Source organism: Pseudorhodoplanes sp. (assembly GCF_035565795.1).
In the GTDB taxonomy this organism is placed as follows: Bacteria; Pseudomonadota; Alphaproteobacteria; order Rhizobiales; family Xanthobacteraceae; genus Pseudorhodoplanes.
The window spans coordinates 1-15318 of sequence record NZ_DATMRV010000221.1; the positions used below are offsets into that span (position 1 = coordinate 1).

Annotated in this window: 12 protein-coding genes and 1 pseudogene; 10 read left to right on the forward strand and 3 right to left on the reverse strand. The window is 63.3% G+C overall.

Annotated features, from left to right (window positions below):
* Both VNZ93_RS19605 and VNZ93_RS19610 read right to left on the reverse strand, forming a co-directional pair.
* The coding region (locus VNZ93_RS19605; protein ID WP_325709082.1) for an AMP-dependent synthetase/ligase at positions 1–1915 on the reverse strand (1915 nt) is incomplete at its 3' end.
* 128 nt (positions 1916–2043) lie between these two features.
* Entirely contained in the window at positions 2044–2619 is a 576-nt protein-coding gene (locus VNZ93_RS19610; RefSeq protein WP_325709085.1) for a TetR/AcrR family transcriptional regulator, read from the reverse strand.
* Between the two features lie 186 nt (positions 2620–2805).
* On the opposite strand from VNZ93_RS19610, the gene VNZ93_RS19615 reads away from it, so the two are divergent.
* The 3 genes from VNZ93_RS19615 to VNZ93_RS19625 all read left to right on the forward strand — a co-directional run bounded on the left by VNZ93_RS19615 (position 2806) and on the right by VNZ93_RS19625 (position 8463).
* Positions 2806–3915, forward strand: a complete 1110-nt coding sequence (locus tag VNZ93_RS19615) for a 5-methyltetrahydropteroyltriglutamate--homocysteine S-methyltransferase (RefSeq protein ID WP_325709088.1) — start codon at positions 2806–2808, stop codon at positions 3913–3915.
* 196 nt (positions 3916–4111) lie between these two features.
* Positions 4112–5335: an efflux RND transporter periplasmic adaptor subunit gene (locus tag VNZ93_RS19620; protein ID WP_325709091.1), complete on the forward strand. Its 1224-nt coding sequence runs from the start codon at positions 4112–4114 to the stop codon at positions 5333–5335.
* A complete protein-coding gene (locus VNZ93_RS19625) occupies positions 5332–8463 on the forward strand; it encodes an efflux RND transporter permease subunit (RefSeq protein WP_325709094.1) in 3132 nt (1043 codons plus the stop codon). Before VNZ93_RS19620 ends, VNZ93_RS19625 begins: the two co-directional genes overlap by 4 nt.
* A gap of 133 nt (positions 8464–8596) precedes the next feature.
* Here the strand turns inward: VNZ93_RS19625 and VNZ93_RS19630 are convergent, their stop codons facing one another.
* Positions 8597–9478: a dioxygenase gene (locus VNZ93_RS19630; RefSeq protein ID WP_325709097.1), complete on the reverse strand. Its 882-nt coding sequence runs from the start codon at positions 9476–9478 to the stop codon at positions 8597–8599.
* 170 nt (positions 9479–9648) lie between these two features.
* Here VNZ93_RS19630 and pqqA point away from each other — a divergent pair, with 170 nt between their 5' ends.
* The 7 genes and pseudogenes from pqqA to VNZ93_RS19665 form a co-directional block, all read left to right on the forward strand.
* On the forward strand, positions 9649–9747 hold the full coding sequence (gene pqqA, locus VNZ93_RS19635) for a pyrroloquinoline quinone precursor peptide PqqA (RefSeq protein WP_325709100.1): 99 nt from the start codon (positions 9649–9651) through the stop codon (positions 9745–9747).
* Positions 9748–9790: 43 nt separating this feature from the next.
* Complete coding sequence (gene pqqB / locus VNZ93_RS19640; protein ID WP_325709114.1) at positions 9791–10684, forward strand: pyrroloquinoline quinone biosynthesis protein PqqB; 894 nt, start codon at positions 9791–9793, stop codon at positions 10682–10684.
* Positions 10685–10689: 5 nt separating this feature from the next.
* Positions 10690–11708: pseudogene (pqqC, locus tag VNZ93_RS19645) on the forward strand (pyrroloquinoline-quinone synthase PqqC).
* 2 nt (positions 11709–11710) lie between these two features.
* Positions 11711–12814 carry a pyrroloquinoline quinone biosynthesis protein PqqE gene (gene pqqE / locus VNZ93_RS19650; RefSeq protein WP_325709103.1) on the forward strand — a complete coding sequence of 368 codons (1104 nt, stop codon included), beginning with the start codon at positions 11711–11713 and terminating at the stop codon, positions 12812–12814.
* A 74-nt stretch (positions 12815–12888) separates the two neighbouring features.
* The gene (locus VNZ93_RS19655; RefSeq protein WP_325709105.1) at positions 12889–14160 is read left to right on the forward strand and encodes a PQQ-dependent sugar dehydrogenase; all 1272 of its coding nucleotides are present in this window, start codon (positions 12889–12891) and stop codon (positions 14158–14160) included.
* 43 nt (positions 14161–14203) lie between these two features.
* Positions 14204–14755, forward strand: a complete 552-nt coding sequence (locus VNZ93_RS19660; RefSeq protein ID WP_325709108.1) for a c-type cytochrome — start codon at positions 14204–14206, stop codon at positions 14753–14755.
* A gap of 266 nt (positions 14756–15021) precedes the next feature.
* Positions 15022–15318 (forward strand): hypothetical protein (locus tag VNZ93_RS19665; RefSeq protein ID WP_325709111.1); only part of this gene is annotated, 297 nt, incomplete at its 3' end.

Here is a 15318-nt window from a genome sequence, read left to right on the forward strand (position 1 = left end):
GCAGCGCATCGCCCGCACCTGCAGCGAGCATCCGCTCCTCCGTGTCGTCGTACATGCCTTCGACCAGATCCTTGAAGCGATCGTACATCAGGTTGCGCTTCACCTTGCGCGTCGGCGTCACCGGCTCGCCGTCCTGTTCGGGATCGAGTTCTTTCGGCAGGATGCGGAACGCCTTGATCTGCTCGACGCGCGCGAACTCGACATTCGCCTTATCGATCTCCGACTTGATCAGACCCTGCACCGCCGTACTCTGAACCAGCGATGTGAAGCCGGTATAGCTCACGTTGTTGGCGCGGGCCCAATCGGCAACCGAATCGAAGTCGATCTCGATCAGCGCCGTGAGATATTTGCGGCCGTGGCCGAACACGATCGCTTCACCGATATAGGGGCTCGCGCGCAACGTGCTTTCGATACCCGACGGCGAGATTGTCTTGCCGCCGGCGGTGACCAGGAAGTCGCGTGCGCGATCGATCAGCCGCAGATGGCCATTCTGCCATTCGCCGACATCGCCCGTGTGCAGCCATTGATCGCTGTCGACGATCTGCCGTGTCGCGTCCGGCTGATTCCAGTAGCCTTCGAACTGGTCCGGGCCTTTCACGAGAATCTGGCCGTCGTCATCCAGCCGAACCTGCCAGCCGGTGACGACCTTCCCGACATTGCCGGGCCTCGCGAAGACCTGCGACTGTCCGCTGATGAAGGCGCCGCCGGTTTCGGTCTGGCCATAGGCTTCCACGAGGTTGACGCCCCAGATCTGCCAGAGCGCTGCGGTTTCCTGCGGCAGGGGTGCTGCGCCTGAAATCGCAAGTTCGAGCTTGTCGAGGCCGAGCTTGTTCAGGACGCGGCCGAACGCGATCGTGCGCGCGAGTGCTGTCATCGCATTGCTTGCTGCGCCCGCATTCCCCGCCCAGCGCCGGCGTGCGGCCGAGCGACCGAGCTTCATGGCCGCATCATAGACCGCGCGCTTCGCTGCCGACGTCGTGCTCAACCCGACCAGTACCTGCGAGGCGAATTTCTGCATGTAGCGCGGCACCGTGAACAGCGCAGTGGGGGCGACCTCGAACATCGACTGCATCAGGTCGTCGACACTCTCGCCGTAATGAGGGACGAGACGCGAAATCAGCGGCAGGGTGATCGCGACGTCGCGGCCGAAGATGTGGCAAAGCGGCAGGAACACGACGGTGCGGTGATCCTTGTCGCGCAGCGTCGGATAGTGATCGACGATGGTGTAGGTGCCGGCGAGATGCTTGCCGTGCGAGATCAGCGCGCCTTTCGGATTGCCGGTGGTGCCCGAGGTGTAGACGATGAAGGCGGGATCTTCCGGCTTCAGGGCCGCCGTCATTGGCTCGAGCGCGGCGATGTTCGTATCGTCATCGCCCGCCACGCGGCTTTCGATCTCCGACAGCGAGATCAGCTTCGGGTGGCTGTAGTCGAACATCGCGGAATCGTCGATCACGACAATCCATGTCAGGTCCGGCAGCCGGTCGGCGATCTGCAGGATCTTGTCGACATATTCCTGATCCTCGGCGATGAAAATTTTCGCGCCGCCGTCTTTCATCAGGAACTCGACTTCGGAGACTGAGGCGGTCGGGTAGACGCCATAGACGATGGCGCCCGAGGCTTGCGCCGCCATGTCGCAGATCACCCACTGCTCGCAGGCATCGCCCATGATGGCGACGCGATCGCCCCGCTCGAGGCCGAGTGTCTGCAGCGCGCGCGCGCAACGGCCGACGGCTGCCGCATAATCGCGCCATGTCCTCTCGCGATAAAGGCCGAGTGTCTTGGCGCGATACGCGACACCGCGCGGCTTGTTCCGCGCGTGCTCGGCGATCAGGCCGGGTGCGGTCTTGCTGCGCAGGATCGCAAATTGCGGAGATTGCGGTGCGCCTTGCGTCATGGTGACTAGGCCATGACCCATGATGAGCGCACGGTGCCGCCGAATGGCGTCAACATCGCAGCCTTCCTCCCGAGTGGACCTGGCCGGTGAGCCGGCTCTTGTTCCGGTGTTTATTTCAACGCCGGGAATTCTATAGGTCAATCAAAAAATCACCGCCGGGCACGTCTGCCGACCGGTTTCTGATTATTGGCGATGCCGTTGAGAATCAGCCCGATCAGATTGGCCGAAATTTTTTCCAGCGAGACTCCTTCCTTCTGGTACCAGCTCGGGACGCCATTCGCGGCGCCCAGGATCGCGAGCATGGACAGGCGCGGATCGAGGTCGCTGCGAAAATCGCCGGAGGCGATGCCCTCGCGCAGCGTGCTCTCGAAAATCGCTTCGATTCCGCGCGACACCTGCGCGACGCGCTGCCGGCTCGGATTCGGCAGGAAATGCCGTTGCGTCAGGAACACCTTGATGTAGTCGCTGCGTTCCAGGATCGGCGAAATATGCGATCGGATCAATGCTGACAGCCTTTCCGTGGGCGTTCCGGGGCCGGCAGCGATGGCTTGCGCGGTCTTCAGGAAGCCTTCGGCGCTGCGCGCGCAGACCACCTCCAGCGCGACCTCTTTCGAGGGAAAGTAGTAATACAGGCTAGCCTGTCGGATTCCGAGAACATCGGCGATATCCTGCGTGGTGGCGCCGTGAAATCCGCGCTCGGCGAACACCTTCGCCGCCGCCTGCATGATCTCGTCGAGACGCCGATGGGTGGAGCGCTTCCTTGCGCTTGATCCAGGCGATGGCGCCGACCGGTTCTTGACGGTGCGCTTGGCGCGCCGCGGCGGAGCAGGACTTGCCTTGCCGCGAGATGCCGATTTAGATTGCATCTATAGACCTATAGAAAAACGCGTCCTGATTGGGAGCATGCGCCAATGACCAGCCTGCCGCAAGGCCGCCCTCCGTTTCGTGCCGACCATGTCGGCAGCCTGTTGCGACCGCCGGTGTTGCGCCAGGCGTTCCGCGATCACATGGGCAAGCGGATCGACGACGCGGCCTTTGCCGGTATTCAGGATGAGTGCATCCGCAGCGTCGTGAAGATGCAGGAAGATGTCGGGCTCAGGGTCGTGACCGATGGCGAATTCCGCCGCGGCTCCTATTGGGGGCGGTTCGTCGAGCGGATCGACGGTTTCTCGATCAAGTCGGCGGTGTTCAAGTTCCGCGACGACCAGGGCCATCAGGTCGATTTCACCGCGCCCTATGCCGACGGCAAGCTGAAGCGCAACAAGCCGCTCGCGCTCGACGAATTCGAATTCCTGAAGGGGATCACGTCGGCCACGCCGAAGATCACGCTGCCGGCGCCTTCGACGATGCACTTCTATCGCGCCACGGATTACGCGGCGAAATCGGCCTATGCCGACGTGAAGACCTTCTTCGACGATCTCAACCGCATCTTCCGTGAGGAGATCGCCGATCTGGCGAAGGCCGGATGCAAATACATCCAGCTCGACGAAGTCGCGATCGCGCTTTTATGCGATCCGAATATCCGCCAGCAGGTCGAAGCCGAAGGCATGAAGCCGGACGAACTGGTCGATCTCTATATCGACAGCATCAACGAGTCGGTGAAGGGTGCGCCGGCCGATGTGGTGTTCGGCATTCACATGTGCCGCGGCAATTTCAAGGGCCATTATCTCGGCGCGGGCGGATATGAATCGGTCGCGGAGCGCTTCTTCTCTGGCGCCAACGTCAATCACTTCCTGCTGGAATACGACACGCAGCGCGCCGGCGATTTCCGTCCGCTGCGTTTCGTGAAGGGCAAGGGCGTGGTGCTTGGGCTCATTTCCAGCAAGACGCCGATGCTGGAGTCGCTGGACGATCTCAAGCGCCGGACCGAGGAGGCGACGCAGTTCATCGACCTCGATCGGCTGGCGATCTCGCCCCAGTGCGGCTTTGCCTCCACCGTTGCGGGCAATCCGGTCACCGAAGCGGACGAGCGCAGGAAGCTGGAGCTTGAGGTTGCAGCAACGAAGGCGATCTGGGGCTAGCCGCACCGGTCACGTTCGTTGCGGATTGCTGTCCTGTTCGGCCGAACATGACAGCAATTTAATGCGCCGCAGCCGCTATTTGCATTCTCCGTCCGATTTCCGCCGCTTGCGGAACGTCTGGTCGTTGCCGACGTTGTGTTGACCGCGCCATGCCGGGCGGCGGCACGAGCCTTGCGACCACGGAGGCGGCGACCAGATGCGGCGACAGACCGTGCTTTTTCTTGCACTGATCGCGTTCATTGCGGCCGGGTATTACGGCTACCGCGCGTTCGGATATCGCCTTGGATTGAGCAATCCGCCTGCGCAGTCGGGGTCCGGGTCCGCACAGGGAACCCGGACGGCGCCCGCCGTTCCGGTCGTCACGGTTGCGGCAGAGCAGGGCAGCTTTCCCGTTCGCCGCCGCAGCATCGGTCTCCTCGAGTCGCCCGCCGTTGTCGTGGTTCGCTCGCGGATCGACAGCCAGATGCTGGAGAAGCACGTCAATGATGGACAGTTTGTCCGCAAGGGCGATCTGCTGTTCACTCTGGACGACCGCGAATTGCTGGCGGCCATCGCGCGCAACGAGGCGCAGCTTGCGAAGGACGAAGCGGCGCGCGACCGCGCCAATGCCGATCTGAAGCGCACCGAGGAACTGCTGTCGCGCAATGTCGCCACACAGCAATCGCGGGACGAGAAAAGCGCCGATGCAAAAGCCGCCGAAGCGCAGATCGCTGCCGACAAGGCGCAACTCGATCTCGATCGCGTCCGGCTCGGCTATACGAAAATCACCGCACCGATCACCGGCCGCATCGGCACGGTGCGGGTCACGCCGGGCAACCTCGTGTCATCATCCGATGCGCAGGGCCTCGTGACCATTACGCAGATCCGGCCGATCCGTGTCTCGTTCACCTTGCCGGAACGCGATCTTGCCGCATTGCGTGCGGCCGCGCGGCGAAAGGAGCCCCCGGTGGTCCGTGTATATGCGCCGGGCGGCACGGCGCCGCTCGCGACGGGGCAGCTCGACTTCGTCGATTCCTCGGTCGATGCCGCGACCGGCACCATCATGGCGAAGGCGACTTTCGAGAATCAGGACGTCAGCCTGTGGCCGGGCATGTATGTCGACGTCGAGGTCGATCTCGATACGCGCCCGGATACGATCAGTATTCCGACCGTGGCGCTCCAGACCAGCCAGAAGGGGCCGTTCGTCTTTGTCGTCAAACCGGATGGCACGGCGCAATTGCGGGTGGTCGAAACCGGCGGCATCGTCAATGACCGCACCGCCATCAGCGAAGGGCTCAAGGCCGGCGAACGCGTGGTGGTAGAGGGGCAGCTTCGCCTCGCCGATGGCGCACGCGTGCGCGATGTCTCGCAGCAAACCGGAAAGCCGTCGCCTGCACCTCAAACCGCGGCGCCCGCCGCGCAACAGGACGCGGCGCGATGAATATCTCCGAATTTTGCATCCGCCATCCGGTCACCACGACGCTGATGTCGATCGCGGTGATTGCGACCGGCCTGTTCGCCTATGTCTATCTTCCGGTCGCCGCCCTGCCGCGTACGGATTTCCCGACCATCAACGTGTCCGCGACACTGTCCGGCGCCTCGCCGGACACGATGGCCAATTCCGTCGCGACGCCGCTGATCAAGCAGTTCACCACTATCAGCGGCATCGACACGATCAGCGCGACCTCGACGCAAGGGTCGACCTCGATCGTGATCCAGTTCAATCTTGATCGCGACATCGACGCGGCTGCGGCCGACGTGCAGTCGGCCATCGCGCGCACCCAGCGGCGCCTGCCGCCGGAGATGACCGAGCTGCCCAGTTACCGCAAGGTCAACCCGGCGGATGCACCGGTCCTGCTGCTCGCGATCCGCAGCGATACCACGCCGCTGCCGGAGCTCGATGCATTCGCGCAGCAGGTGATTTCGCCGGCCTTGTCCACCGTCGACGGCGTCGCGCAGGTGCTGGTTTACGGCAGCCAGAAATTTGCCGTCCGCATCCAGGTCGATCCGAATGCGCTGGCTGCGCGCGGCATCGGCGTCAACGAGGTGCAGACGGCAGTCGCTGCGGCCAATGCCAACACGCCGGTCGGCACGCTGCGCAACGCGCAGCAGCAACTCACCATCCAGGCTGAAACCGAACTCGAAAACGCGCGGCAATTTCGCCAGATCATCGTCACGACCCGCGGCGGCCGCCCGGTCCGCCTCGGCCATGTCGCGGTCGTGTCGGATTCGATCGAGAACAATCAGCAGGCGAGCTGGTTCAACGGCACGCCCGCGATCATTCTCGCCGTGCAGCGCCAGCCCGAGGCCAATACTGTCGATGTCGTCGACAAGGTGAAGGCGATGCTGCCGGGCTTCATCGACGATCTGCCGCGCGCCTCGTCGATCGAGGTGCTGAACGATCGCTCGATCTCGATCCGCGAGGCGGTCGCCGATGTGCAGTTCACGCTGGTGCTGGTGATCGCGCTGGTCATCATGGTGATCTTTCTGTTCCTGCGACGGCTGACGGCGACCCTGATCCCGGCTCTGGCGGTGCCGATCTCCCTCATCGGCACGCTCGGGGCGATGTATCTGTTCGGGTTCAGCATCAACAACATTTCGCTGCTCGGACTGACACTGGCCGTCGGTCTCGTCGTGGACGACGCGATCGTGATGTTCGAGAATATCTATCGTCACATGGAAGAGAACGGGCTGTCTGCCTTCGATGCGGCGATCAAGGGCTCGCGCGAGATCGGATTCACGATCGTTTCGATCACCGTATCGCTGGTCGCGGTCTTCATCCCCGTGTTGATGATGGGCGGCGTGGTCGGCCGCATCTTCCACGAATTTGCGATCGTGGTGACAGTGGCTCTCGCTATCTCGGCCTTCGTGTCGCTGACACTCACGCCGATGCTGTGCGCAAAACTTCTGCAGCCGCCGCACCGCGACAAGGATGGCAATATTCCGCCCGAGACGGGCTGGCGCGCGGGACTCGAACGGGGTCTCGTTGCGATGACCAACGCCTATGATCGCGGCGTGCAGTGGAGCCTGCGGCACCAGCCGTTCATGCTCGGCGTTTTCTTTGCGACCCTGCTCGGCACCGTCTATTTCCTCTACGCGACCCCGAAGGGATTTTTCCCTCAGGAAGATATCGGGCAATTGTCGGTGTCCACCGAGGCGCGACCGGATATTTCGTTCGAAGCCATGGTGTCCCTGCAGCAGCAGGTCGAGGACGCGTTTCGGCGCTCGCCTTATGTGCAGAATGTCGCCTCGATCATCGGCGGGGGCGGCTCATCGTCGAGCCTCAATAATGGCCGGCTGTTCGTTGAGTTGAAGCCGCGATCCGAGCGGCCCGCCATGCCCGAACTGCTGCGTACCTTCCGGCGAGAGATGTATTTCCCTGGCATCAATGTCGTGATGTCGCCGGTCCAGAACCTGCGCATCGGCGGGCGCACCTCCCGCAGCGACTACCAGTTCGTCATGCAGAGCGTGCGCAAGGACGAGATGCGCGACTGGGCGCGCAAGATGACGACTGCGATGGCCGCCGATCCGCATTTCACGGACGTCAACAACGACCTGCAGGACGGCGCGATCCAGGTCACGCTGCGTGTCGACAAGGACAAGGCGGCTTCACTCGGCATCAATGCCGACCAGATCCGCTCGACGCTCTATTCGGGGTTCGGCTCCCGACAGGTCTCGACCATCTATGGCAGCGGCGACACCTTCAGCGTGCTGATGGAGTTCGACCCGCGCATCAAATGGAATTCCGACGATCTCGGCAACATCCGCATCCGCACGCCGTCCGGCCAGCTGGTACCGTTGAGCTCGATTGCGGCGATTGAGCGAACCGCGGGCGATCTTGCCGTGAACCAGCTCGGCCAGCTTCCGGCTGTTACCATTTCGTTCAACTTGCCACCGGGCGTCGCTCTCGGCAACGCGGTCGATCAGATCGAGGTGCTCAAGCAGCGGCTCGGCGTGCCGAGTTCGATCAGCACGACATTCTCGGGTACGGCGCAGACCTTCCAGCAATCGCTCGCGAACCAGGGCATCCTGCTCGTGGCGGCGGTGCTGACGATCTACATGGTTCTCGGGATGCTCTACGAGAGCTACATCCATCCACTGACCATTCTCACCGGATTGCCCTCTGCGGTGGTTGGCGCGCTGGGCGCGCTCGTTCTGTTCGGATTGGATCTCAGCGTGATCGCGATGATCGGCCTGCTGATGCTGATCGGCATCGTGAAGAAGAATGCGATCATGATGATTGACGTCGCGCTCGACTTGCAGCGCGTGCAGCACATGCCGCCGCAGGACGCGATCTATCGCGCCGCGATCCTGCGGTTTCGGCCGATCATGATGACGACATTCGCTGCGATCCTCGGCGCGCTGCCGATCGCGATCGGTCACGGTCCGAGTTCGGAGCTGCGTCAGCCGCTCGGTATCGCCGTGGTCGGCGGCCTGGTGGTCTCGCAGTTCCTGACGCTGTTCATTACGCCGGTGCTGTATCTCTACATGGACCGGCTGGGTAACGCTGGAAACCGCTTGCGCGCTCGCGTCATGGGAGCGTCGGCGGAAAAGCCGCGAGCGGCGTGACCAAACGATTTCGAGGTCTTCTTGTGGTTCCGGGCTCACGTGCGGAGCGCGTGAGCCCGGAATCCGGAGTCAGAACCGTGGGAGTGGATTTCCGGGTTCGCGCCCTGCGGCCGCGCCCCGGAATGTCGGACTATTACGCCGCCTTCTGCGCGGCCGCAGCCTTGGCGAGCTTGAAGTCGTATTTCACTTCGTAGAACGGCTCGTTCATGATCTCGCCGTTCGGCGCCTTGCTGCCGGCCGGCTTCTTCACGAACTCGACGATCAGCGGCTCCTTCACACCGAACACCACGTCGGTGTCGATATACTCGCAGCCCTTCTGGAACAGATGCGTGGTCAGGCTCCTGTAGCCCGGCGCCGCGATGTGGAAGTGGATGTGCGCCGGACGCATGTGGCTGATCTTGGTCTTGTTCATCAGCTCGCCGATGGGGCCGTCCATCGGGATGGTGTAGCCGATCGGTGCCACCGTGCGGACAGTATAGGTGCCGTCCGGATTGGAGTGGAAGATGCCGCGCATATAACCCTCGGCGCCGGGGATCTGCGCTTCGTACAGGCCTTCACCGTCGGTCTGCCACATGTCGAGGATCGCGCCCGCGATCGGCTTGCCGTCGAGATCGGTGATCCGGCCGACGCAGAAAGTCGGGATGCCGGGCGCGCCAGCGGCCATGTTGCCGCCGTCCTCGATTTCGGGGGAGTTGGCGATATGGAACGGCCCTTCGACCGTGGAGGGGGTGGCGGCGCCGGGCGCGCGGTTGTTGATCGAGTCCACCAGCATCGAGACGCCGAGCACGTCTGAGGCGAGGATGAATTCCTGGCGCTTGGCATCGCAGATCTGGCCGACCCGGGTGAGCCAGTCGATCGCGGCGAACCATTCCTGCTGGGTCGGCTCCACATCGCGGATGAAGCCGTGCAGGTGCTTGACCAGCGAGGTCATGATCTGGCGCAGCCGCGGATCCGGGATATTGCTCCAGCGCTCGACCGCAAGATCGGTGAGGTTCTCCTCGGTAACGTAGGTCATATGCGTTCTCCCGAAATCGTAGGGCCGCCATCCGGCGCGCCGGTGGTGATCTTTATCGTGGACAAACTCTAAGCGCCGGGCGGAGCGTACCGTCAAGCCGGAATTGGCCAAATGCCGCGGGGGTACGGCGGTGACTTTTCCCGGAAATCGACGCTATAATAGCCTCCCGAGTGCTGGAAAGGACTGTGGACATGGCCTGGACCACCCCGACCCTCGTCGAAATCTGCATCGGCCTCGAGATCAACGGCTATTTGCCGCCGGAGTTCTGAGGACTTCCCTGATCTGGATCAAAAGGCGGACCAGATGGCCCGCCTGACGGCGCTGGTGCTCGGAGCGGGCGCAGGCGGCGGCTTTCCGCAATGGAACTGCAATTGTCCGGTCTGCGCGCTGGCCTGGGCCGGCGATCCGCGCGTCGTCCCGCGTGGGCAGGCCGGGATCGCGGTATCCGCCGACGGTGAAAACTGGCTGCTCTGCAACGCTTCGCCCGATCTGCGCTCGCAGATCCTGGCCACGAAGGCGCTGCATCCGAAATCCGGCTCGCGACATTCTCCGATCAAGGCGGTGCTGCTGACGGGCGCCGAGATCGACCAGACCGCCGGCCTGCTGACCCTGCGCGAGCGGCAGGATGTCGCGGTCTATGGCACGCCGGCGACGCTGGCGGCACTCGCCGACAATCCGATGTTCGGCGCGCTGCATCCCGACAGCGTCCGGCGCCGCGCGCTTTCAGTGGGTGAAACCGTCTCGGCGTTGCCCGGGTTGTCGATGGAAATCTTCACCGTGCCGGGCAAGATGCCGCTCTATCTTGAAGGCGAGAACCCGGAGATCGGGGAGAGCGCGGTGAATGTCGGCGTCGAATTGACCGCAAGGGATGCGCGCCTCCTCTACATTCCGGGCGCGGCGGGCGTGACGGACGCAATGCGCGAGCGCATGCGGGGCGCCGACGTCATTCTGTTCGACGGTACGCTGTTCACGGATGACGAGATGATCGCGCTGCGCGTCGGCGAAAAGACCGGGATGCGGATGGGGCATATGCCGATCGATGGGCCGGACGGTTCGCTTGCGGCGCTGTCGGACCTGACGGCGCGGCGCATTTTCATCCACATCAACAACACTAATCCTGTTCTGATCGCGGGCTCCTCGGCGCGACAACGCGTGGAGAAGGCGGGCTTCGAAATCGCCCATGACGGGATGGAGATCGTGCTGTGAAGCTCATGCAGCCGGACGATCTGGAAGCGGCGCTGCGCGATATCGGCGCGCGGCGCTATCATCGCCTGCATCCATTTCATCACATGCTGCATTCAGGGCAATGCACGAAGGCGCAGGTGCAGGCCTGGGCGCTGAACCGGTATTATTACCAGGCGATGATCCCGATCAAGGATGCATCGTTGATCGCGCGCTGCGACGATCCTGCGATCCGGCGCGAATGGCGCTCGCGCCTTGTCGATCATGATGGCGAACGCGACGGCGACGGCGGCATCGCGCACTGGCTGAAACTCACCGACGGGCTCGGCCTCGATCGGGACTATGTAACCTCGCTGCGGGGTTTGCTTCCCGGCACACGTTTCGCGGTCGACGCCTATGTCCGCTTCGTGCGGGAGAAGACGCTGCTGGAAGCGATTGCGTCGTCTCTGACCGAACTGTTTTCGCCGGTGATCATTTCGGAGCGGATGGACGGCATGCTGGCGCATTACGATTTCATCACGCGCGAGACGCTCGCTTATTTCGAAAAGCGGCCGCCGCAGGCCGCGAAGGATTCCGATTTCGCGCTGGATTACGTGAAGCGCCACGCGAGGACGCCTGATGCACAGGCCGCCGTGCTTGCGGCGCTGGAATTCAAATGCAGCGTGCTGTGGGCGATGCTGGATGCGCTGCATCACGCCTACGTCGCGCCGGGGCATATCCCGCCCGGCGCGTTCGTACCGGAGGGGGCGCAATGACGGGTGCCGCGCCACAGGCCGCAATTCCGTCCGACGCAAAGCCTCGGCTGCCGCGCGGTGTGCGGCTGACGCACAACGAGGCGCAGGGCGGCTGGGTGCTGCTGGCGCCCGAGCGCATCTTCAAGGCCGACGCGGTCGCGGTCGAAATCCTCAAGCGCTGCACAGGAGAGGCGACCTTCGCTGCGATCGTCGACGATCTCGCAGCGAACTTCAAAGCGCCGCGCGAGCGCATCGAGACGGACGTCGGCAACCTTCTCCGCTCACTTGCCGACAAGCGGCTGCTGGAGCTGTAGCGATGGCGAGCGTGGATGCAGCAATTCACGCACCGCTCGGTCTGCTCGCCGAACTCACGCATCGTTGTCCGCTCGGCTGTCCCTATTGTTCGAACCCGCTCGCGCTCGATGCGCCGAAGGATGAACTCGACACCGCCAGCTGGGCGCGGGTGTTTCGCGAGGCCGCCGGGCTCGGCATTCTGCAGGTGCATCTGTCGGGCGGCGAGCCAGCCTCGCGCCGCGATCTCGCAGACATCGTCGGTTCGGCGCATGAAGCCGGCCTCTACAGCAACCTCATTACGTCCGGGGTCGGATTGACCGGCACGCGCCTGCGCGAACTCGCGGACAACGGGCTCGACCACGTGCAGGTATCGATCCAGGACGCGGAGCCGCAATCGGCCGATCGCATCGCCGGCTACGACGGCGCCTTCGCCCGCAAGCGCGAGATGGCTGCGGAGGTGGTGCGGCTCGGACTGCCGCTGACGGTGAACATCGTGGTGCATCGCGCGAATATCGACCGGATCGAGGAGATGGTGGCGCTTGCCCTGTCGCTCGGCGCGCACCGGGTCGAGATCGCGCATGTGCAGTATTACGGCTGGGCGCTGAAGAACCGCGGCGCGCTGATGCCGTCGCGCGAACAGGCAGAGCGGGCGATGGAAACAACGGACGCGCTGCGCAAGCAGCATCATGGCCGCATCGTGATCGATTCCGCGTTGCCCGATTATTATGCCCGCTATCCCAAGCCCTGCATGGGCGGCTGGGGCCGCCGTTCGCTCAATGTCACGCCGTCGGGCAAGGTCTTGCCATGCCACGCCGCTGAAGCGATCCCGGGGCTCACATTCTGGTCCGTAACCGAGTATTCGCTGGCGGACATCTGGCGGCATTCGCCGGCCTTCAATGCCTTCCGCGGCACCGACTGGATGGCCGAGCCGTGTCGATCCTGCCCGAAGCAGCGTGAGGACTTCGGCGGCTGCCGCTGCCAGGCCTTTCAGTTGACGGGCGACGCGCGTGCGGCCGACCCGGTCTGTCACCTTTCGCCATTGCATGATGAGGTCGAACGCATCGCAGCAATTCAAACTGATGCATTCGAGTACCGTCGTTTTCGGACGCCGGTTGTCGCACCCTGATTGCCAGCGGGGTGGGAATTGGAAGAGACTGGCAGCAAGGCCGCGCATGACGGCCATTTTAGAGGGAGGTTTGGATGAAGGGCTTGTCTCGTACTGCGCTTCTGGCCGGCAGCATCGCCGGCGCCTTCGTACTCTCGATTGCGCCTGCATTGTCGCAGGCTCCTCCCGGCTTGAGCGCGCTCGACAAATCCGATCCGGCCGCGAGCAAGCAGGATGCCAATCTCAAGCCGCATGCAACGCCGCCGATCGTCACACCGGTCGACAAGCTGCCGCTCGACAAGCTGAAACTGCCAGCCGGCTTCAAGGCGGAGGTTTACAGCAGCGGCCATCCCGGCGGACGCACGATGGTGCAGGGACCGAAGGGCACCATCTTTATGGGCACGCGCCTGCTCGGCCGCGTTTATGCGATCACCGAAAAGGACGGAAAGCGCGAAGTGCGCACCCTGCTGCAGGGACTGACACAGCCGAACGGTCTCGCGATCAAGGACGGCGCGCTCTACGTCCTCGCGATCAACAAGGTGCTGCGCTTCGACGATATCGAGAACAAGCTCGACAATCCGGGCGAGGGCGTTGATCTCACCGACAAGTTCAATCTGCCGCCGGAAATCCATCACAACTGGAAATACGCGGCGTTCGGGCCGGACGGTAAGCTCTACATTCAGGTCGGCGCGAATTGTAACATCTGCGAAATCAATCCCGGCATTCATGGCCAGATCCGCCGTTACAATCCTGATGGCAGCGGCATGGAGATCGTGGCGCGCGGCGTACGCAACACGGTCGGCTTCGACTGGCATCCGGTGACCAAGGAATTGTGGTTCACCGACAATGGCCGCGACTGGGCGGGCGACGCCGGACCGGAGGACGAACTGAATCGCGTGGCAAAGGGGCAGGAGGGCGCGAATTACGGCTTCCCCTATTGCCATGCCAACGGCATTCCCGACCCGGACATCAAGAAGCCGAATGCCTGCGCGGGCGTTGTGATGCCGGCGGCGCTCACCGGCCCGCATTCGGCTGGCCTCGGCATTCTGTTCTACACCGGCGAGATGTTCCCGAAGACCTACCAGAATGTCGGCTTCATCGCGCGGCGCGGCTCATGGAACAAGGCGCAGAAGTTCGGTTACGACGTCGTGCTCGCGCGAACGACGCCGGACGGCAAGGCGAAGATCGAGCCGTTCATGACCGGTTTGCTGGATGAAAAGAAGAACGAATTTTTCGGCCGGCCAGTCTATCTGTTGCAGATGAAGGATGGCTCGATGCTCGTCTCCGACGAGCAGAACGGCGCGACCTATCGCATCTCCTATGATGCGAAGACGGCGGCACAGGCGGCTCCTGCGAAGAAGAAGTAGTAGGGACGGAATGCAGCCTTGTTTGAAAATCGGACGGTCGCTGATGCTGGCGGCCGTCCTTTCTTCTTCGGGCGGCGCGTTCGCGCAGACCCTGACCCTGCCCGAACGCATCGAGCAATGCGGTACCTGCCATGGCGAGGACGGCAACTCGAAGCTCGAGAACATCCCTTCGCTCGCCGGGCAGCCGGCCTTCTTCACGCTCAACGCGCTCATCCTGATGCGCGAGGGCGTGCGCAAGGTCGAGGCCATGGCGCCGTTCGTGAAGGACCTGAAGGACGCCGATATCCAGGCGCTGGCCGAGCATTACGAGAAGCTGACGCCGAAGCCGAGCGGGGAGACGATCGATCCCGCACTGGCCGAGCGCGGCGCGAAAATCTCGGCGCAGCGCCGCTGCGAGTCCTGTCACCTGCCGTCGCTCGCAGGCCAGCAGCAGATGCCGCGACTTGCCAAGCAGCGGATCGATTACATGATCTATGCTATGAAGCAGTATCTCACCGACCAGCGTACCGGCGCCGACACCGCGATGACGGCTTCGATTTTCGGACTGCGCGACGATGACCTCGCCGCGCTCGCGCATTACGCGGCAGGGAAATAGCCCAAGCTATGACCCGTTCAGAAGCGGCCGCAGCGCCTCACGCTGCTCATTGATGAAATTGAAGAACGCCGCAATCCGTGGCGTGTGAGGCAGGTCAGGATGCGTCGGCAGCCGCCAGCTTCGCTGCAACTCCGGCACGGGCGGAATTATGCAATATTGCCGCGAGATGGCGCAATCTTGCGGCTCCTTTCTGCGATCCGCCGCCAATACATTGCGGGGCGTGTTTGGCGCGACCACTGTCGGTCGCCAACCGTAAGGAGGCTCAAATGCTTCGATGTCTCGCGATGTCCGTGTTGCTGCTGGGTTCAGCCGCCCACGCTGCCGATCCTGCGATGACCGATAACGACAAATACAAGGTCAGATTCGAAAACGACCGCGTCCGCGTGCTCGAATACACCGACAAGCCGGGCGAAAAGACGCATCAGCACGATCATCCGGCCTTTGTGCTCTATGCGGTCAGCCCGTTCAAGCGACGGCTGACACTGCCGGACGGCAAGGTGCTGACGCGTGAGTTCAAGGCCGGCGACGTGATGTGGTCGGAAGCGCAGGCGCATGTTGGAGAG

What these genes read in the sequence shown, in the direction of transcription:
- VNZ93_RS19610 (WP_325709085.1), bottom strand. Translation starts at nt 2,619, where the DNA reads ATGCAGGCGGCGGCGAAGGTGTTCGCCGAGCGCGGATTTCACGGCGCC.
- VNZ93_RS19615 (WP_325709088.1), top strand. Translation starts at nt 2,806, where the DNA reads ATGACCAGCCTGCCGCAAGGCCGCCCTCCGTTTCGTGCCGACCATGTC.
- VNZ93_RS19620 (WP_325709091.1), top strand. Translation starts at nt 4,112, where the DNA reads ATGCGGCGACAGACCGTGCTTTTTCTTGCACTGATCGCGTTCATTGCG.
- VNZ93_RS19625 (WP_325709094.1), top strand. Translation starts at nt 5,332, where the DNA reads ATGAATATCTCCGAATTTTGCATCCGCCATCCGGTCACCACGACGCTG.
- VNZ93_RS19630 (WP_325709097.1), bottom strand. Translation starts at nt 9,478, where the DNA reads ATGACCTACGTTACCGAGGAGAACCTCACCGATCTTGCGGTCGAGCGC.
- pqqE (WP_325709103.1), top strand. Translation starts at nt 11,711, where the DNA reads ATGGCGAGCGTGGATGCAGCAATTCACGCACCGCTCGGTCTGCTCGCC.
- VNZ93_RS19655 (WP_325709105.1), top strand. Translation starts at nt 12,889, where the DNA reads ATGAAGGGCTTGTCTCGTACTGCGCTTCTGGCCGGCAGCATCGCCGGC.
- VNZ93_RS19660 (WP_325709108.1), top strand. Translation starts at nt 14,204, where the DNA reads ATGCTGGCGGCCGTCCTTTCTTCTTCGGGCGGCGCGTTCGCGCAGACC.